This window comes from Streptomyces sp. Wb2n-11, from assembly GCF_001049855.1.
In the GTDB taxonomy this organism is placed as follows: Bacteria; Actinomycetota; Actinomycetes; order Streptomycetales; family Streptomycetaceae; genus Streptomyces; species Streptomyces altiplanensis.
In genome coordinates this window covers 3,065,636-3,082,735 of sequence record NZ_CVPB01000001.1, presented here as the reverse complement: position 1 = coordinate 3,082,735, position 17,100 = coordinate 3,065,636, and the positions used below count along the sequence as shown (strand labels likewise).

The window sequence follows — 17,100 nt, the reverse complement described above, 5'->3', positions numbered from 1 at the left end:
TTTCGCGGGGCGGTCCGTGGGTGGGGCGGGTGCGGGTGGAGTGCGCGGTGCGGGTTGCCCGCGGCACTTTCTCCCCTGCCCGCCCCTTCCGGTACCGACGGGGTGACGGTAAAAGGGGGCGGTCCGGCGGCGTAGCGTGGTTGGCATGACTGTGTATGGATCCTTTCCCGGGGCCCGGCCCCGTCGGTTGCGCACCACCCCCGCCATGCGCCGCATGGTCGCCGAGAATCGGCTGCACCCCGCCGATCTGATCCTTCCGGCGTTCGTACGGGAAGGCATCAGCGAGCCCGTGGCCATCTCGGCCATGCCGGGCGTCCGGCAGCACACCCTGGAGACGCTGCGCAAGGCGGCCGTCGAGGCCGTCGAGGCGGGTGTCGCGGGGATCATGCTGTTCGGCGTTCCCGAGGACGAGAAGAAGGACGCCGCCGGGACGGCCGGGACCGATCCGGACGGGATCCTCCAGGTTGCGCTGCGCGAGGTGCGGGCCGAGGTCGGCGACGATCTCGTGATCATGTCCGACCTGTGCCTGGACGAGTACACCGACCACGGGCACTGCGGCGTCCTGGACGCGGACGGCCGCGTCGACAACGACGCGACGCTGGAGCGGTACGCCGAGATGGCGCAGGTCCAGGCGGACGCGGGCGCGCACGTGGTGGGCCCCAGCGGCATGATGGACGGCCAGGTCGGCGTCGTCCGTGACGCGCTGGACACCATCGGCAAGGAGGACGTCTCGATCCTCGCGTACACGGCGAAGTACTCGTCCGCCTTCTACGGTCCCTTCCGGGAGGCCGTCGGTTCCTCGCTGCGCGGCGACCGCAAGACGTACCAGCAGGACCCGGCCAATGTGCGCGAGTCCCTGCGGGAGCTGGCGCTGGACCTGGAGGAGGGCGCCGACATGGTGATGGTCAAGCCGGCCGGGCCCTACCTGGACGTTCTGGCGAAGGTCGCGGAGGCCGTGGACGTGCCGGTCGCGGCGTACCAGATCAGTGGTGAGTACGCGATGATCGAGGCGGCGGCGGAGCGCGGCTGGATCGACCGGGACAAGGCGATCATGGAGTCGCTGACGGGCATCAAGCGCGCCGGCGCGAACATGATCCTGACGTACTGGGCCACCGAGGTCGCGCACCGGCTCGGCCGGGAGCGGTAACCGCCGGACCGCGGCGAGGCGGCCGGCAGGACCGGCCGCCTCCCTCCCCTTGGTACGATCCGCCCACGCGCGAGACCCGCGACTGCCGCCGCGACGAGGGAGGTTGATGAATATGGCCCGCCGGGCGCCTCATCAGCATGTCCTTGTCCGGGCCGCGCGAGGGTAGTCGAGCGGTCCGGTCGCCTCTGACGACGACCAGGAGTGTCGCGTGCCTTCTTTCTCCCTGACCGGTACGGACCTGATCACCGACCGCCTCGTGCTGCGGCCGTGGTCCCCCGACGAACTCGCCGCCGTTCTCCGCGACTCCCGCCTGCCGCACTGGGCGGAGGACTTCCCCGCCGAAGGCGACCGTGTCATCGCGGGGTTCCTCGCCGAGCACCCCGAGGGCCTGAACGCGTACGGCCACCGGAAGGTCGTCGAGCGGGCCGGTGATCTGGTGGTCGGCTCCATCGGGTTGTTCTGGCCGCCCAGTGAAGGCTCTCTTGAGGTCGGCTACGGCATCGTCGAGTCCCGGCGCGGCCGCGGCTACGCCTCCGAGGCCACCCGGGCCCTGGTGGAGTACGCCCTGACCGCACCCGGCGTCCACACGGTCCGGGCGGGCGTGGAGCTGTCCAACCCGGCCTCGGTCCGTGTGCTGGAGAAGGCCGGACTGGAGCGCTGGAGCGACGACGGAACCGTCGCCCGCTTCCGCCGCACCACCGGGGCGGCGGGCGTGAGCCAGTAGCGATCCCGGGGCCGGCGGTGGTGACTGACTCCGCTGCCGGCCCCCGGCGCGGGTCGCAGCGCCGGGGTCGCTCCTCGCTCCCCGCCCGGCCGGTCGCGGGGGCGGTCAGCCGTCGTGGGAGGCGGCGTACGTCGCGAAGGAGGACCAGGTGGTGGGCGCGAGGGTGAGGGCCGGACCGTCGGGGATCTTGGAGTCCCGGACGTGGACGGCGGTGGGGCAGGTGGCGATTTCCACGCAGGCGCCGCCTTGCTCGCTGCTGTAGCTGGACTTGAACCACTCAAGTGCGGTGTTCATTGCTCTCCTAGCAGCCGGTCCAACAGGCCCTTCGTTTCCTCGGTGTTGAGGGCCTGCGTCCGCAGCATTGCATATTTGCGCTCCAGGATGCTCACCTCGTCTGGATGAGAGATGAGCTGGCTGCCGCGTTGGGTCTCGGCGTACGCGAGGTGCTGGTGGTCCGGAGATTCCAACAGGATGAAGAGGCCGGAGAGCCCCGCGTGGGTCTGTCGTCCGAGCGGCATGAGCTGAAGGGCGACGCCCGGGATATCTGCGCAGGCTCGGACGTGCCGCAGCATCTCGGTGTACACCTCGTCCCCGCCCAGGCGGTCGGTCACGACGGCCTCGGAGATGATGAAGCTCGCTGTTGGAGGCTCGGTGCGCTGCAAAATCTCCTGTCGTCCTATGCGGGCTGCGATGCGTTGCTCGATTTCCTCCTCGCTGAGAGCCGGTACATCAGTACGGAAGACCGCACGGGCATAACTCTCCGTCTGGAGCAGGCCCGGCAGCACCTGGTTCTCGAACCACGACAGCGCGATCGCTTCTCGTTCCAGGTCCATGTACTGCTCCGCCCACGCCGGGATCAGGTCGATCTCCGGCATGTTCTCCACCGCCGTCTCCAGCGCGTGCTTGGTGTCCAGCAGGCGGTCCAGCAGCCTTGCCAGGTCCGGCTTGAGCGGTCGTCTGCCCTGCTCGATGGAAGCGATCGTCTCCTCGCCCGTGCAGCTCTGCTCCGCCAGCTCCCGCTGTGTGAACCCCGCGGCCTCCCGGAACCGGGCCACCAGCGCGCCCACAAGCTTCATCGCCGAGGCGTTCTTCCGCTGTCGCTTCCTGGGGTGCATGACTGTCCAACTCCCCACCCCCATCCGTACGTCACGCCTGAACGACCCGTACGGATTTCTTGTACGGGTGCGCGCACTGCATCACCGTAGTCACAGGCAGTGACCCTTGTCTCATGAACGAGACGGAACAACACCCCCTCCTGCGCGAGCGGTTCTACCGCCGTGAGCGTCGGTCCGTGCCCGGTGCCAGGGAGTTCGCGCGCGCGGCGGTCGTGGAATGGGGGCTCCACGCGCGCGTGGACGACGTACTGCTGTGCGTGAGCGAGCTGGCGACCAACGCGCTGGTGCACGGGGTTCCGCCGGGGCGGGGGTACCGGCTGTGCCTGTGGCTGTACGGGGGCGGGATCCTGCGGGTCGAGGTGCACGACAGCGGTGGCGGGCTGCCCCGGGCGCGGGAGCCGGACGGGGAGTCCGGGCGGGGGCTGTTGCTCGTCGCGGCGCTCGCCGACATGTGGGGGGTCGGTGAGCGCGAGCCCGGGAAGACCGTGTGGTGCGAGTTCGCCGTGGCGGACGTTACTTCTTGAGCAGGTCCACCAGGCGCGAGAGGCCGTCCGCCGCGTGGCCCTCCTCCACCGAGCGGTCCAGGAGCTTCTGGAAGGGGACGAAGAGTTCGGAGCTGACGCCCTGGTCGTCGTACGTGGCGAGGAAGTTCCGGAAAGCCGCCTGGTTGATGCCGAGGCTGGAGACGTCGGTGAGGTGCTGTCCGGAGTCGATGGCCGTGGCCATCTCCGGGATCAGTCCGCTCAGCATCGCCGAGACCCAGGCGTGCAGCGGCTCGGCGAACTCGGTGGCCGTGACGTCCTCCGTACGGATCAGGGCGAAGGCCTGCGCCAGGCCGATCACCATGCCGTACATGCCGGTGAGGAGCGACAGGTCGTGGAGGGCCGCCCGGCCCGGGTCGGTGCCGACCCACTGGGTGCCGCCGAGGGCGGCCAGGGTGGGCCGGTGGGTCTCGTACGCCTGCTCGTCGCCGCTGTAGAGGATGTACGCCGCCGGGGTCGCGATCATCTGCGGGACCGCCATGATCCCGCCGTCGATGTACGCCGCGCCCTGCTTCCCGGCGCGGGCGGCGAGGTCGCGGGCCTGGGCCGGGGTGCCGTTGGTGAGGTTGACGAGGGTCCTGCCGGTGAGGTCGGTGTCGGCGAGGGTCTCGGTGACGTTGTCGTTGGTGGTGAGGCAGACGATCACCAGCGGGCTCGCCGCCACGGCCCCGGTGACCGTCCCGGCGGGGGTCGCTCCCTGCGCGACCAGGGGGCCGGTCCTGGCGGCGGAGCGGTTCCAGACGGTGACCGGGTGGCCGGCCTTCAGGAGGGCGGCGGCCAGGGCGCTGCCCATCATGCCGAGGCCGAGGACGGACACGGGGGGAAGGGGAAGGGGCTGGGACATCGGGGCTCCTGGGGGGAAGTTTCTGATGTTTCCGGGGCCCTTCGATCCTTGCTGGGTGCCGAGTTGGCAACAAGTACCGACTATTAAGTCAGGTACTTACCTCGTGGTAAGTGGGGAGTGGTGATCAGTGGTCCGGCGGCGCACCCTGGGAGAGGAGGGGAAAGGGAACTGCTGGAGGTGAGCGGCCATGCACACACTCGTCGGATGGCACATCGAGATGGAGTTCGAGGAGCACGAGGGCAGGACCAGGGCGGCCGCGATGGTGCGGCTCAGCGACGGCGTGGAGCTGCGGGCCCACGGGTACGCCAAACGGCACCCGACCGACGTCGAGCAGCTGCGGGTCGGCGAGGAGGTCGCGGGCGCGCGTGCGCTCATGGACCTCGCGTCGCAGCTCCTGGGGAAGGCGCACGGCGAGATCGACGAGGCGGCGGGGCGGCCGTCCTACCCCCTGACGTCGTGAACTGACTGAAGAGCGGTTCACCAACCTCTTGCCTGTGAACCGAATTCACAGCATCCTGGTGTGGGCACCCCGATCGGGGTGCCCACACCAGGGAGGGATGGCACATAGTGTCGCAGAAGGGGCGTACGGCCTTATGGAGCCGTGCGAGAAGAGCCGGACTGGTCGCCGCTGTGGCCGTCGGAGCAGTGCTGGGCATGACGGTCGCACCTGTGCAGGCCGCTGTTCCGGCGCCGGCGGCCGTCACGGCGTACTCGTTCACCAGCGCTGAGGGCGACCCCGTCGGGGGAGGTCGCAGCGCGACGTACCGGGCGCCCGCCGACACGATCACTCTGCGCGCCGGGCAGGACGACCCGGACGCACTGTGGGTCTCGGTGTTCCACGAGGGTGAGGAGTGGGACATCCACCTCGCGCCGCCGCGCGGCGAGAAGCTGCGCCCCGGGGTGTACCGGGACGCGGAGAACGCCGGGACGCGTACCGGACGTGCACCGGGGCTCGACGTCCGTCAGACCGGCACCACCTGCCAGGAGGTCTACGGCACGTTCACCGTGCACCAGATCGAACGGGACGCGTCCGGGGCGGTGACCCTGCTGGAGGCGAACTTCAACCAGAGCTGTGAGGCCGCCGACGCGCCCGCTCTGCGGGGGAACGTCCGCTATCACGCGTACCCCCTGTCGTACCGCTACGACAGCGACCCGGAGGAATGGATCGGCCAGGGCCTCAGCAAGACGCTCACCGGAGCGACCTCGACCTTCGGACTGACCGGCAGCGTGCAGAGCGGTGTCACCTTCACCGCATCCGGCCGGCGCGACAGCTGGAAGGTCATTCTGGCGGCGCCCCAGGGCGAGTCGCTGACGGTGGGCCGGACCTACCAGGCGACCTGGCGCGGTACCCTCGGCGCGGCGAAGCTCGACGTGACCAACGATCCGCGCGGCTGCACCGTGGGGGGAGAGTTCACCGTCACCCGGCTCGCGGCCGACGACTCGGGCAGGGTGACCGCCCTGGCGGCCACCTTCACGCACGACTGCAACGGTCCGAAACTCCGGGGAACCCTCCACTACTACGCCTGATTCCTGAGCGCTGAAGCGTGCAGAACGGCGCTGTTCCTCCCCACCGCTGTGTGCGGGGGAGGAACAGCGCCGTCGTGCGCGTACGGGAATCGTCAGAGGCGCTCGGGCGTACGGATGCCGAGCAGGGCCATGCCCCGGTGGAGTGTGCGGGCGGTCAGGTCGCAGAGGAAGAGGCGGTTCTCGACCTGGGCCGGGGACTCGGCCTTGAGGACCGGGCACTCCGAGTAGAACGTCGTGTAGTGCGAGGCCAGCTGGTAGAGGTACGCCGCCAGCTTGTGCGGTTCGTACGCCGACGCCGCCTCGGCCAGGCTCTCCGCGAACCGGTCCAGGTGCAGACCCAGCGCCCGCTCGGCGCCGGCGAGTCCGAGCTCCGGGTGGGCGGCCGGCCGCACGTCGCCCGCCTTGCGGAGGATCGACTGGATACGGGCGTACGCGTACTGGAGGTACACCGACGTGTCGCCGTTCAGCGACACCATCTGGTCCAGGTCGAACTTGTAGTCGCGGGAGGCGGAGGTCGAGAGGTCGGCGTACTTCACCGCGCCGATGCCGACCTGCGTGCCACGCTCGGCGATCTCCTCCTCGGTCAGGTCCTGGGCCTTCTCGCGCACGACGGCCGACGCGCGCTCGATCGCCTCGTCGAGGAGGTCGACCAGGCGGACCGTCTCGCCCTCACGCGTCTTGAACGGCTTGCCGTCCTTGCCGAGGACCGTGCCGAAGGCGAGCTGGACCGCCTGCACGTCGTCGTTGAGCCAGCCGGCCCGGCGGGCGGTCTCGAAGACCATCTTGAAGTGGAGGGACTGGCGGGCGTCCACGACGTACAGCAGCGTGCTCGCGCCGAGGTTCCGGACGCGGTCGCGGATGGCGGAGAGGTCGGTGGCGGCGTAGCCGTACCCGCCGTTCGACTTCTTCACGATCAGCGGGGACGGCTTGCCGTCCGGGCCCTTCACGTCGTCGAAGAAGACGCACAGCGCGCCGTCGGAACGGACCGCCACGCCCGAGTCCTCCAGGATCTGGCAGGTCTCCTCGAGCATGGCGTTGTAGCCGGACTCGCCGACGACGTCCTCGTCGTGGATCTCCACGTCGAGCTTGTCGAAGACCGAGTAGAAGTAGATCTTCGACTCGTCGACGAAGCGCTGCCACAGGGCGAGGGTCTGCGGGTCGCCGGCCTGGAGGGCCACGACACGGTCCCGGGAGCGCGCCTTGAAGTCCTCGTCGGAGTCGAAGAGCGCGCGCGACGCCTTGTAGAGGCGGTTGAGGGACGACATCGCCGCCTCGCCCTCCTCCGGGCCGCCGTGCTGGTGGTCCAGCTCGTGCGGGTGCTCGGTCAGGTACTGGATGAGCATGCCGAACTGGGTGCCCCAGTCGCCGATGTGGTGGCGGCGTACGACCTTCTCACCGGTGAACTCGAGGATCTCGACCATCGCCGCGCCGATCACGGCGGAGCGCAGGTGCCCGACGTGCATCTCCTTGGCGACGTTCGGCTGCGCGTAGTCGATGACGGTCGTGCCCGGCTTCTCGGCCGTCGGTACGCCGAGGCGGTCGTCGGCGGCGCGGGCCGCGAGGGTCTCGACGATCGCCCTGTCGGCGACCGTGATGTTCAGGAAACCGGGGCCGGAGACCTCGATCTCCTTGATCAGGTCGCTGCCGGCGGGCAGGCCCGCGACGACCCGCGTGGCCAGCTCGCGCGGATTGGCCTTGGCCTTCTTGGCGAGCGCGAGGATGCCGTTCGCCTGGAAGTCGGCCCGGTCGCTCCGTCGCAGCAGCGGGTCGGCGGCACCGGCCTCCGGCAGGGCTGCCGAGAGGGCGTCCGCGACGCGCTGGTTGACGGTCGAAGCGAGGGAATGGACCGAGGCCATGAGCTGCCGTTCCTGTCGAGAGGAAAGTGGAATGTGCAGACGAGTATTTCATGTGGGGCGGGGGGCGGTCCTCTCGTATAAAGGCAGCCTCGGACGGGGTCGCCCGGTCTGGGAGAATGGCTGTGCCAGCTATCGAGGAAGAAGGACGTGCCGATCGTGGCTCAGAGCAGCACAGAGACCGACTGGGTCTCCCGGTTCGCGGACGAGGTCATCGCCGAGTCGGAGCGACGTGCCCCTGGGGCGAAACACGATGGTGCCGGCGCCCCGGTGGTCGTCGTCGCGTCCGGCCTCTCCCCCTCCGGGCCGATCCACCTGGGCAACCTGCGCGAGGTCATGACCCCGCACCTGGTCGCGGACGAGATCCGGCGGCGCGGGTACGAGGTCCGGCACCTCATCTCGTGGGACGATTACGACCGGTACCGCAAGGTGCCGGCGGGCGTCCCGGGGATCGACGAGTCGTGGGCCGAGCACATCGGCAAGCCGCTGACGTCGGTGCCCGCCCCGGCCGGGTCGGCGTACCCGAACTGGGCCGAGCACTTCAAGGCCGCCATGACCGAGGCGCTCGCCGAGCTCGGCGTCGAGTACGACGGGATCAGCCAGACCGAGCAGTACACGAGCGGCGCCTACCGCGAGCAGATCCTGCACGCGATGAAGCACCGGGCCGACATCGACGCCGTGCTCGACCGGTACCGGACGAAGAAGGACCCCAAGCAGCAGGTCAAGAAGCAGGGCCAGAAGCCGGTCGACGAGGCCGAGCTGGAGGCCGCCGAGGGGTCCGGGGCGGCGAACGAGGACGACGGCAGCGGCGGCGGCGCGGGGTACTTCCCGTACAAGCCGTACTGCACGGTGTGCGGCAAGGACCTCACCACGGTGACGGCGTACGACGACGAGAGCACCGCGCTGTCGTACACGTGCGCCTGCGGGCACTCCGAGACCGTGCTGCTGAGCGAGTTCAACGGCGGCAAGCTGGTCTGGAAGGTCGACTGGCCGATGCGCTGGGCGTACGAGGGCGTGGTCTTCGAGCCGAGTGGTGTCGACCACTCGTCGCCCGGGTCGTCGTTCGTGGTGGGCGGGCAGATCGTGCGCGAGGTCTTCGGCGGGGTGCAGCCGATCGGGCCGATGTACGCCTTCGTGGGGATCAGCGGGATGGCGAAGATGTCCAGCAGCAAGGGCGGCGTGCCGACGCCGGCCGACGCGCTGAAGATCATGGAGGCGCCGCTGCTCCGGTGGCTGTACGCGCGCCGGCGGCCCAACCAGTCGTTCAAGATCGCCTTCGACCAGGAGATCCAGCGGCTCTACGACGAGTGGGACTCGCTGGAGAAGAAGGTCGCGGACGGGACCGTGCTGCCGGCCGACGCGGCGGCGCACTCGCGCGCGATCAGGACGGCCGCCGGTGAGCTGCCGCGCACGCCGCGCCCGCTGCCGTACCGGACGCTCGCCTCGGTGGCCGACATCACCGCCGGGCACGAGGACCAGGCGCTGCGCATCCTGAGCGAGCTGGACCCGGAGCACCCGGTCACGTCGCTCGACGAGGTGCGGCCGCGCTTCGACCGCGCCGAGAACTGGATCACCACCCAGGTCCCGGCCGAGCAGCGCACGGTCGTGCGCGGCGAGCCGGACGCGGAGATCCTGGGCTCGCTGGACGAGGCCGGACGGGAGTCGCTGCGGCTGCTCGTCGACGGGCTCGACTCGCACTGGTCGCTGGACGGGCTCACGACGCTCGTCTACGGCGTGCCGAAGGTGATGGCGGGGCTGGAACCGGACGCGAAGCCGACGCCGGAGCTGAAGGTCGCGCAGCGGTCGTTCTTCGCGCTGCTCTACCAGCTGCTGGTCGGGCGGGACACCGGACCGCGACTGCCCACGCTGCTGCTCGCGGTGGGGGCGGACCGGGTGCGCAAGCTGCTCGGGGCGTAACCGCTCCCGCGCCGACGGAAGGGCCGCCGCTCCCGGACTGCCGGGGCGGCGGCCCTTCCGTTCGTGTGCGGGGGACGCGCGGGGGAGGGGGGCCGGTGGCGCTGCGTCCTTCGGTGTACTCGGGGTTCGGCCGGGGGCGGGACGCTTCCGGGGCCCGGCGGGTGATCGTGGAGACATGAGAGGGATCACCGGAACCGTCGGCTGGGTCATCGGCGTCCAGGGCGCACCGGGCGTCGCCGGGAGCGTCTTCGGGGACCATCCCTGGGGCCTGTTGCAGCAGTGGTGGGTCGTCCCGGCCGGGGGCTACGTCGCCCTCGCCGTGGCCGGGGCCGTCCTGGCGCTGTGGGGAGGGGCGGCGCGCAGGAAGCGGGCCTAGGCGATGTGCTCGGCGTCGAGTTCGTGCTCGTAGCGGACCCTGAAGCGCTTCGTGTACTCCGCCAGTTCGCCGGGGGTCGGGGCCTCGGTGTACATGTCGTGGACGTAGGAGCCGAACTGACGGGGCGACGGGAAGGCGCTGTACTCGCTCAGGTACCTGCGGAACGCGTCGTAGTAGATCTCCTCGGGGGAGACCTCTTCGGACTCGGGGTAGTGCTCGGCATCCGGGTACTGCGCCGGGTACTGCGCCGGGTCCTGCTCATGGCGCGGGCCGGGGACGGAGCCGAGGGGGTGGGCGGGGTCCGGGGCCTCGGCGTACGCCGTCGGGTCGTAGGCGTTGCCGTACGCCTGCTGTGTCTGCTGTGTCTGCTGTGTCTGCTGTGCCTGTGGTGCGGCGAACCACGGGCTCTCGTGCGAGCCGGGGCCCTCCTCCGGGGTGGCGTGCGCCTCGTGCTCGTCCTCGTGGTCCAGGTCCGGGGCCTCCAGCCACTCCTCGTCGGGGTGGGGCTGCCCGTGCGTCCGCTCCGGGGCCTGCTCCTGCTGTTCGCGTACCGGCTGGGACTGGGGCTGGTGCGGCAGTGCCCGGCGCTCCTGGGACTGCGCCTCGATCTCCGGGGCCGGGGGCAGCAGCGCCGGCTCGATGCCGGCCGCGGCCAGGCCCGCGGCGGCCGTGTCCGCGAGCGGGACACCGTACTTCGCGAGGCGCAGCGGCATCAGCGACTCGACGGGGGCCTTGCGGCGCCAGGCACGCCCGTACCGGGCCTGGAGGCGTGCCTGGTAGATCAGGCGGTCCTGCTCCAGCTTGATGACCTGCTCGTACGAACGCAGCTCCCACAGCTTCATGCGCCGCCACAGCTTGAACGTCGGCAGGGGCGAGAGCAGCCAGCGGGTCAGGCGCACGCCCTCCATGTGCTTGTCGGCCGTGATGTCGGCGATCCGGCCGACCGCGTGCCGCGCCGCCTCGACCGAGACCACGAAGAGGACCGGGATGACGGCGTGCATGCCGACGCCCAGCGGATCGGGCCAGGACGCCGCGCCGTTGAAGGCGATCGTCGCGGCGGTCAGCAGCCACGCCGTCTGGCGCAGGAGGGGGAACGGGATGCGCATCCAGGTCAGGAGGAGGTCCAGGGCCAGCAGGACGCAGATGCCCGCGTCGATGCCGATCGGGAAGACCAGCGAGAAGTCCCCGAAGCCCTTCTCCTCGGCGAGTTCGCGCACGGCGGCGTACGAGCCGGCGAAACCGATCGCGGCGATGACGACCGCTCCCGCGACGACGACACCGATCAATATGCGGTGCGTGCGTGTCAACTGCATCGCGGCCACCCGCGATCCCCTCCCGTTACGTCGGACTTGGCGGGGTCAGCCTGGCACATGCGTGCGGGGCCCGTTGCGGGGGTACGGACGGAGCCCGGCCTCCGGGGGAGGGCCGGGCTCCGTGAGCTGCCGGGAATCAGCCGGTACGCGCCGGTTTCCCTTTTCCTGCCGAGTGCTACTTGTTCGCCGCGGCAACCGAGGCCACGGTCTCCTTGGCCGCCTTCCGGGCGTCCTTCAGCAGGTCGGAGGTCTTGGGGGACTTGGCGCCCTGGTAGCCGGCGCCGTTGTAGACGACGGTGGCGACGACGTTCTCCGTACGTGTCACGACCGTTGCGTACTTGAAGTCCGCGTCCGTCTTGCGCAGGTCGTACGTCACCACTGTCGCCTGGTCGCCGATGGACTCGGCGGCCTCCGACTCGACCTTCTTCGCGCCGTCCGTCGCCTTCGCGCCGTCGACCTGCTTCGCGTAGTACTCCTCGGCCAGCTTGTCGCCGGGGCCGCGGGTCTGGTCGGAGTCGTAGCGCATGAAGGAGACGGAGAGCCAGCGGTACTGGGAGCCGTCGACGCCCTTGTTGTCCAGGCCGTTCCAGGAGCAACCGCCGCGCGTGGAGACGTCTTTGGACTTGTCGGCGGTACCGGACTCGTCCTTCGCCTCGGGCACCAGCGAGTCGACCGTCTTCTTCTTGATCGACTTGCAGGGCTCGGGCAGCTTCGAGAACACCGCGGGCTCGACGGTCGGCGTCGCCGACGCCGTGGGCGAGGCGCTGGCGGACGGGGACGCGTCCTTCTCGCCTTCGGAGCCCGAGGAGCAGCCGGCGGCGACGAGCATCAGCGGGACGGCTGCGCAGGCGAGTGTGCGAGAGAGTCGCGGGGCTGATCGGTGCATGGTTCCTTCGCTCATGGGTCGGCTGGTCACTGGTCGGCTGTTCACTGGTCGCTGAACTGCTCGGCGAGTCTGCGGGCCAGGGCCCGCGTCTTCTCCTGCAGTTCCCTGCTGTCGGGGACATCGGTGGTCAGGGTGGGCTGCGCGCTGTACTGGACGGTCACGATGACGTTCGAGGTGCGGAACACCACGCTGACGGTACGGCGCTGGATGGTCGAGCCGGAGCGGGTCAGGGCGTCGTCCAGGAAGGCGGCGTCGCCGAGGCCGGTGAGGATGCGGGGCTCAAGACCTTCGGGGGTCTGGGTGCCGGTGCCGGGCGTGGTGCCGGACTCGTCGCCGGACTCGTCAGCGGCCCCGGAGGCGGGCGCGGTGGGGGATTCGCCGGCTCCGGGGGACGTGCTCGCTTCTCCCTCGCCGCCCTTCTCTCCGCCCGCGTCCTCGCCCGTGGCGTTCTCGTTCTCGCTCTCCGCCGGACGCTCGACGGGGGCCGGGAGGTCCGCCGCGGCCTCCTGCCTGGCGTACACCTCCTTCGCGCGGTCGTCGTCGCTGACGTCGGAGTCGTACGAGACGACCCGCTCGAAGTCGACCAGGAGCTGGTGCGTGGTGCCCGGGGAGTCCGCCTTCCAGCGACAGCCGACGCGCCGGTCCGTGTCGTACGTGACGGCGGCGGTGCCCGCGTACACCTTCTCCTGCTGCTCCTGGGGGAGCGTGGCGGCACCGGGGAGGAGGTTGCGGAGGGTGCCCCGGTCGACGGAGCCGCAGGGCTCGCGGAGCGTGCGGTACTTCCCGGGGGCGGCGACGGAGGTGGTGGTCTCGCCCACCTTGGAGTCGGCGGTGGAGTCGTCGGTGCCGGAGCCGCCGGTACAGCCGGCGGCGAGCGCCGCGAGGAGCGCGACGCCGGGTACGTACGCCTTTCGCTGCACGGCCCAGGCTCCCTTCGATCAGAAATGCGGTTGCCGCGCGATGGCGGCCGATGGACACAATGTGTATCGCACGCGCTGGCCAAACGCCGGTCCGCTGTCTCTTTCGCGGTACTTGGTGCCAGATTTGCGTTTTCTTTATTTCGGGGGAATTAGGGAGTTATGTCGTACGTAGAGGTACCGGGCGCGAAGGTTCCGATCCGGATGTGGGCGGATCCGGCCACGGTCGAGGGCGGCGCGATGCAGCAACTCCAGAACGTCGCCACCCTGCCCTGGATCAAGGGCCTCGCCGTCATGCCGGACGTCCACTACGGCAAGGGCGCCACCGTCGGCTCGGTGATCGCGATGCACGGAGCGGTCTGCCCGGCCGCGGTCGGTGTGGACATCGGCTGCGGCATGTCGGCGGTGAAGACGTCACTGACGGCGAACGACCTTCCGGGCGACCTCTCGCGGCTCCGGTCGAAGATCGAGCAGGCGATTCCGGTGGGCCGGGGGATGCACGGCAGTCCGGTCGACCCCGGGCGGCTGCACGGCTTCCCGACGGCGAAGTGGGACGACTTCTGGGGGCGGTTCGACGGTGTGGCCGATGCGGTCAAATTCCGTCAGGAGCGTGCCGCGAAGCAGATGGGGACCCTGGGGTCGGGGAATCACTTCATCGAGTTCTGTATCGATTCGGCCGGTTCCGTGTGGTTGATGCTCCACTCCGGCTCGCGGAACATCGGGAAGGAGCTGGCCGAGTACCACATCGGCCAGGCCCGGAAGCTCCCGCACAACCAGGGGCTGATCGACCGCGACCTGGCGGTCTTCGTCTCGGACACTCCGCAGATGGCGGCGTACCGCAACGACCTCTTCTGGGCGCAGGAGTACGCGAAGCACAACCGCGCGATCATGATGGGGCTCTTCCAGGACGTGGTCCGCCGGGAGTTCAAGAAGGCCAGGGTGACCTTCGATCCGGTCATCTCCTGTCACCACAATTACGTCAGCGAGGAGCGTTACGAGGGCCTGGACCTGCTGGTCACCCGCAAGGGGGCGATCCGGGCGGGTTCCGGTGACTTCGGGATCATCCCGGGCTCGATGGGCACGGGCTCGTACATCGTGAAGGGGCTGGGGAACGAGAAGTCGTTCAACTCGGCCTCGCACGGCGCCGGCCGGCGGATGAGCCGCAGCGCGGCGAAGCGGCGCTTCTCCGCGCAGGACCTGGCAGAGCAGACGCGGGGCGTGGAGTGCCGGAAGGACTCCGGTGTCGTGGACGAGATCCCGGCCGCGTACAAGCCGATCGAGCAGGTCATCGACCAGCAGCGGGACCTCGTCGAGGTCGTCGCGAAGCTGAAGCAGGTCATCTGCGTGAAGGGCTGACGACGCCCTGGGCGTGGAAAGGCGGAAGGCGGAAGGCGGAAGACGGAAGACGGAAGGCCCCGGCTGTGGTTGCCGGGGCCTTCCGCGCGTCCGGAAACCGGTGGAGGGGCCCGGGGGGCGCGCTGGTAACTTCACCGGCATGTCCTGCCCTGAATCCGACAGAGGCTAGCCACCGGTCGTCCGGTGGCTGACCCCTGGGCGCGCTGAAGCCGCCGGCCCGAGAGGCCGTGGGCGTGCTTCGCGCGGCTGTCGTCGCCGGATCACCGGGTCTTCGTGGGCCGCCCCCCTCGTTTCGTTCTGTGCGTGCGGGCGCCCGTTTCTCACCGGTCTCACCGGTCTCACTGGTTGATTCGCCGACCGCTTCTGGGGTTCCTTCATGCCATTCGCTGTTTTCGTGCTCGGGCTGGCCGTCTTCGCCCAGGGCACATCGGAGTTCATGCTGTCCGGCCTGGTGTCGGACATCGCCGACGATCTGGACGTGTCCATCCCGGCCGCCGGGCTGCTGACCTCGGGGTTCGCGGTCGGGATGGTGATCGGGGCGCCCCTGATGGCGCTCTGGAGCCGGAAGTGGCCGCGACGGCGGGCCCTGCTGTTCTTCCTGGGGGTCTTTGTCGCCGTCCATGTGATCGGCGCTGTCACTCCCAGCTACGGGGTGCTGCTCGCGACGCGGGTGGCCGGGGCGCTCGCGAACGCCGGGTTCTGGGCCGTCGCCCTGGTGGCCGCCGTCGGCATGGTCGCGCCCGAGGCCCGGGCGCGTGCCACGTCCGTCGTGGTCGGCGGGGTCACCGTCGCCTGCGTGGCGGGTGTGCCCGGTGGCGCGCTGCTGGGGGAGCAGTGGGGGTGGCGGTCGGCGTTCTGGGCGGTGGCCGTCTTGTCGCTGCCGGCTGTCCTCGCGATCGCGCGGACGATCCCGGACGAGCGGACCGGGGCCGGGGAGGTGAGCGCGCGGGAGGAACTGCGGGTTCTGCGGGGGGCTCCGTTGCTGCTGACGCTGGTGACGATGGCGCTCGTACAGGGAGCCACGTTCTGCGCGTTCTCCTATGTGGAGCCGCTGGTCACGCATGTCACCGGGCTGGGGGCCCTGTGGGTACCGGCCGTGCTCGCGCTCTTCGGGGTGGGGTCGTTCGTCGGTGTGACCGTCGCGGGACGGATCGCCGATGTGCGGCCGGACGTGCTGGTGGTGGCCGGCATGGCGTCGCTCGCGCTCGGGTGGGCGGTGCTCGCGGTGGCCGCCGGGAGTCCGGTGGCGGCGATCGTGCTCGTAGGCGTGCAGGGGATGCTCGCGTTCGGTACCGGGACGGTGCTGATCTCGCGGGTGTTCCGCCTGGCGGTGAAGGCGCCGACGCTGGCCGGGGCGTTCGCCACGGCGGCGTTCAACGTGGGCGGCGCGGCCGGTCCGTGGGCCGGCGGGCTCGCGATCGGGGCGGGGTTCGGTTTCCGTTCGCCGGTGTGGGTGAGTGCCGGGTCGATGGTCCTCGCACTGGTCACCTTCGGGGTCCTGCTGCTGATGGTGCGGCGGCGGGACCGGGCCGCCGGGAACCGCTCGGACGGCGAGGCCGGACGCGTGTCCTGCGGGATACGGGGGCGAGAGGCGGCGGGCGGGGAGGTGTGAGGAGGCGTCCTGTGCGCGGCGCGATTTCGGAATATGGTTTTCGTTCGTTTCGTCCGCTTCTGGTGGGTTACCCGGAGGTTGTCCCAGCCAGCACAAGAGCACACGGGGCGTGGCGCAGGCCCCGGCGTACCGAGCCGGGCGAGTGCGCGACAGCACGCGGTGGCGGTGGTGGAGTGGTCCACCCCCGATCCGTCCGCGGTCCGGCCTCTGCCGGCGTGCGGGGCCCTGCGCGTCCCCCGGAAAAGGTGGAATCCATGAGTGATGTGTCCGCGAATGGCGGTGCCGGGCGTGTCCAGCAGGCCGGGCAGACGGCGAAAGACGAGGCGGCGGTCACGGCCGGCCAGGCCAAGCAGGCCGCGGGTGAAGTCGCGGGGTCGGTCGCGCAGCAGGCCAAGGCAGTCACCGACGAAGCCCGGCAGCAGGCCGGCACTGCGGTGCGTGACCTGCGGGGGCGCGTGAACGACGAGGTGCGGGGTCAGACCGAGCGCGCGGCGGGCACGGTGCGGCAGTGGGCGGACGACCTCGCCGGGCTGGCGCAGAACGCGCCTGGTGATTCCCCGGTGCGCGGCCTGGTGGAACAGGCGGCCGACGGTGGTTACCGCGCTGCCGACTACCTGGAGAAGAACGGTGTGGGCGGCATGGTCGACAACGTCCGCAGCTTCGCCCGCCGCCGGCCCGGGGTGTTCCTGGGCGGAGCGGCGCTGGCGGGTCTGGCCGTCGGCAGGCTCGCCAAGGCGGGCGGCAGCGGTACGGGGAGCGACGGTACGGCGGGCAGTGACGTCGTCGGCCCGGCCCCGCAGGTTTCCCCGGTGCAGCCGCCGCTTCCGGCCGACGGCACGCTGCCCCCGGGCGACGGCACGCTGCCGCGGGCCGCCGGATGGGGCGACCTGCCCGGTACACCCGGTACGCCCGGTACACCGGAGGTGTGAGATGTCGACGTATTCGCCGCAGGCCCCGCTGAAGCGGAGGCA

At 70.5% G+C, this 17,100-nt stretch carries 17 protein-coding genes; 10 read left to right on the top strand and 7 right to left on the bottom strand.

The features are described from left to right. The first annotated feature begins 145 nt into the window (after positions 1-145). Both hemB and BN1555_RS13900 read left to right on the top strand, forming a co-directional pair. A complete protein-coding gene (gene hemB / locus BN1555_RS13905) occupies positions 146-1,147 on the top strand; it encodes a porphobilinogen synthase (protein ID WP_093799680.1) in 1,002 nt (333 codons plus the stop codon). 208 nt (positions 1,148-1,355) lie between these two features. After that, positions 1,356-1,871, top strand: coding sequence for a GNAT family N-acetyltransferase (locus BN1555_RS13900; RefSeq protein ID WP_255306028.1), 516 nt, complete (start codon positions 1,356-1,358; stop codon positions 1,869-1,871). 105 nt (positions 1,872-1,976) lie between these two features. Here BN1555_RS13900 and BN1555_RS13895 read toward each other — a convergent pair whose 3' ends face one another. Both BN1555_RS13895 and BN1555_RS13890 read right to left on the bottom strand, forming a co-directional pair. Further along, a complete protein-coding gene (locus BN1555_RS13895; RefSeq protein ID WP_093799679.1) occupies positions 1,977-2,165 on the bottom strand; it encodes a DUF397 domain-containing protein in 189 nt (62 codons plus the stop codon). Continuing rightward, positions 2,162-2,947, bottom strand: coding sequence for a helix-turn-helix domain-containing protein (locus BN1555_RS13890; protein ID WP_255306027.1), 786 nt, complete (start codon positions 2,945-2,947; stop codon positions 2,162-2,164). Before BN1555_RS13890 ends, BN1555_RS13895 begins: the two co-directional genes overlap by 4 nt. A gap of 152 nt (positions 2,948-3,099) precedes the next feature. Between BN1555_RS13890 and BN1555_RS13885 the strand changes: the two genes are divergently transcribed. Next, the gene (locus tag BN1555_RS13885; RefSeq protein WP_093799678.1) at positions 3,100-3,510 is read left to right on the top strand and encodes an ATP-binding protein; all 411 of its coding nucleotides are present in this window, start codon (positions 3,100-3,102) and stop codon (positions 3,508-3,510) included. Here BN1555_RS13885 and BN1555_RS13880 read toward each other — a convergent pair. Further along, a complete protein-coding gene (locus BN1555_RS13880; RefSeq protein WP_093799677.1) occupies positions 3,500-4,372 on the bottom strand; it encodes an NAD(P)-dependent oxidoreductase in 873 nt (290 codons plus the stop codon). The genes BN1555_RS13885 and BN1555_RS13880 overlap by 11 nt on opposite strands. A 187-nt stretch (positions 4,373-4,559) precedes the next feature. Between BN1555_RS13880 and BN1555_RS13875 the strand changes: the two genes are divergently transcribed. Continuing rightward, positions 4,560-4,832 carry a DUF1876 domain-containing protein gene (locus BN1555_RS13875; protein ID WP_093799676.1) on the top strand — a complete coding sequence of 91 codons (273 nt, stop codon included), beginning with the start codon at positions 4,560-4,562 and terminating at the stop codon, positions 4,830-4,832. Between the two features lie 194 nt (positions 4,833-5,026). Further along, positions 5,027-5,899: a hypothetical protein gene (locus tag BN1555_RS13870; protein WP_141662850.1), complete on the top strand. Its 873-nt coding sequence runs from the start codon at positions 5,027-5,029 to the stop codon at positions 5,897-5,899. Positions 5,900-5,991: 92 nt separating this feature from the next. On the opposite strand, the gene argS is transcribed toward BN1555_RS13870, so the two are convergent. Further along, positions 5,992-7,755 carry an arginine--tRNA ligase gene (gene argS, locus BN1555_RS13865; protein ID WP_093799674.1) on the bottom strand — a complete coding sequence of 588 codons (1,764 nt, stop codon included), beginning with the start codon at positions 7,753-7,755 and terminating at the stop codon, positions 5,992-5,994. Between the two features lie 147 nt (positions 7,756-7,902). Here argS and lysS point away from each other — a divergent pair, with 147 nt between their 5' ends. Further along, complete coding sequence (lysS, locus tag BN1555_RS13860) at positions 7,903-9,669, top strand: lysine--tRNA ligase (RefSeq protein WP_176710034.1); 1,767 nt, start codon at positions 7,903-7,905, stop codon at positions 9,667-9,669. A 175-nt stretch (positions 9,670-9,844) separates the two neighbouring features. Continuing rightward, positions 9,845-10,045, top strand: a complete 201-nt coding sequence (locus BN1555_RS13855) for a hypothetical protein (RefSeq protein WP_093799673.1) — start codon at positions 9,845-9,847, stop codon at positions 10,043-10,045. Here the strand turns inward: BN1555_RS13855 and BN1555_RS13850 are convergent. The 3 genes from BN1555_RS13850 to BN1555_RS13840 form a co-directional block, all read right to left on the bottom strand. Next, the gene (locus tag BN1555_RS13850; RefSeq protein WP_093799672.1) at positions 10,042-11,367 is read right to left on the bottom strand and encodes a DUF2637 domain-containing protein; all 1,326 of its coding nucleotides are present in this window, start codon (positions 11,365-11,367) and stop codon (positions 10,042-10,044) included. The two genes, BN1555_RS13855 and BN1555_RS13850, sit on opposite strands and share 4 nt — an antisense overlap. Positions 11,368-11,533: 166 nt before the next feature. Further along, complete coding sequence (locus BN1555_RS13845; RefSeq protein ID WP_093799671.1) at positions 11,534-12,244, bottom strand: DUF3558 family protein; 711 nt, start codon at positions 12,242-12,244, stop codon at positions 11,534-11,536. Between the two features lie 41 nt (positions 12,245-12,285). After that, positions 12,286-13,164 (bottom strand): hypothetical protein, encoded by an 879-nt coding sequence (locus tag BN1555_RS13840; RefSeq protein WP_093799670.1) that lies wholly within the window; start codon positions 13,162-13,164, stop codon positions 12,286-12,288. 159 nt (positions 13,165-13,323) lie between these two features. Here BN1555_RS13840 and BN1555_RS13835 point away from each other — a divergent pair, with 159 nt between their 5' ends. From BN1555_RS13835 to BN1555_RS13825, 3 genes are all read left to right on the top strand, one after another. Further along, a complete protein-coding gene (locus tag BN1555_RS13835) occupies positions 13,324-14,517 on the top strand; it encodes an RtcB family protein (protein WP_093799669.1) in 1,194 nt (397 codons plus the stop codon). 376 nt (positions 14,518-14,893) lie between these two features. Further along, positions 14,894-16,129: a Cmx/CmrA family chloramphenicol efflux MFS transporter gene (locus tag BN1555_RS13830; protein WP_093799668.1), complete on the top strand. Its 1,236-nt coding sequence runs from the start codon at positions 14,894-14,896 to the stop codon at positions 16,127-16,129. A gap of 254 nt (positions 16,130-16,383) precedes the next feature. Continuing rightward, a complete protein-coding gene (locus BN1555_RS13825) occupies positions 16,384-17,058 on the top strand; it encodes a hypothetical protein (RefSeq protein ID WP_141662849.1) in 675 nt (224 codons plus the stop codon). Positions 17,059-17,100 lie beyond the last annotated feature (42 nt).

Bases quoted from the DNA above. Each gene is read 5' to 3' on its own strand.
- BN1555_RS13825 (WP_141662849.1), top strand. From the start codon at position 16,384: ATGAGTGATGTGTCCGCGAATGGCGGTGCCGGGCGTGTCCAGCAGGCC.
- BN1555_RS13895 (WP_093799679.1), bottom strand. From the start codon at position 2,165: ATGAACACCGCACTTGAGTGGTTCAAGTCCAGCTACAGCAGCGAGCAA.
- BN1555_RS13885 (WP_093799678.1), top strand. From the start codon at position 3,100: ATGAACGAGACGGAACAACACCCCCTCCTGCGCGAGCGGTTCTACCGC.
- BN1555_RS13830 (WP_093799668.1), top strand. From the start codon at position 14,894: ATGCCATTCGCTGTTTTCGTGCTCGGGCTGGCCGTCTTCGCCCAGGGC.
- BN1555_RS13890 (WP_255306027.1), bottom strand. From the start codon at position 2,947: ATGAAGCTTGTGGGCGCGCTGGTGGCCCGGTTCCGGGAGGCCGCGGGG.
- BN1555_RS13855 (WP_093799673.1), top strand. From the start codon at position 9,845: ATGAGAGGGATCACCGGAACCGTCGGCTGGGTCATCGGCGTCCAGGGC.
- BN1555_RS13870 (WP_141662850.1), top strand. From the start codon at position 5,027: ATGACGGTCGCACCTGTGCAGGCCGCTGTTCCGGCGCCGGCGGCCGTC.
- BN1555_RS13875 (WP_093799676.1), top strand. From the start codon at position 4,560: ATGCACACACTCGTCGGATGGCACATCGAGATGGAGTTCGAGGAGCAC.
- hemB (WP_093799680.1), top strand. From the start codon at position 146: ATGACTGTGTATGGATCCTTTCCCGGGGCCCGGCCCCGTCGGTTGCGC.
- BN1555_RS13880 (WP_093799677.1), bottom strand. From the start codon at position 4,372: ATGTCCCAGCCCCTTCCCCTTCCCCCCGTGTCCGTCCTCGGCCTCGGC.
- BN1555_RS13845 (WP_093799671.1), bottom strand. From the start codon at position 12,244: ATGCACCGATCAGCCCCGCGACTCTCTCGCACACTCGCCTGCGCAGCC.
- argS (WP_093799674.1), bottom strand. From the start codon at position 7,755: ATGGCCTCGGTCCATTCCCTCGCTTCGACCGTCAACCAGCGCGTCGCG.
- BN1555_RS13835 (WP_093799669.1), top strand. From the start codon at position 13,324: ATGTCGTACGTAGAGGTACCGGGCGCGAAGGTTCCGATCCGGATGTGG.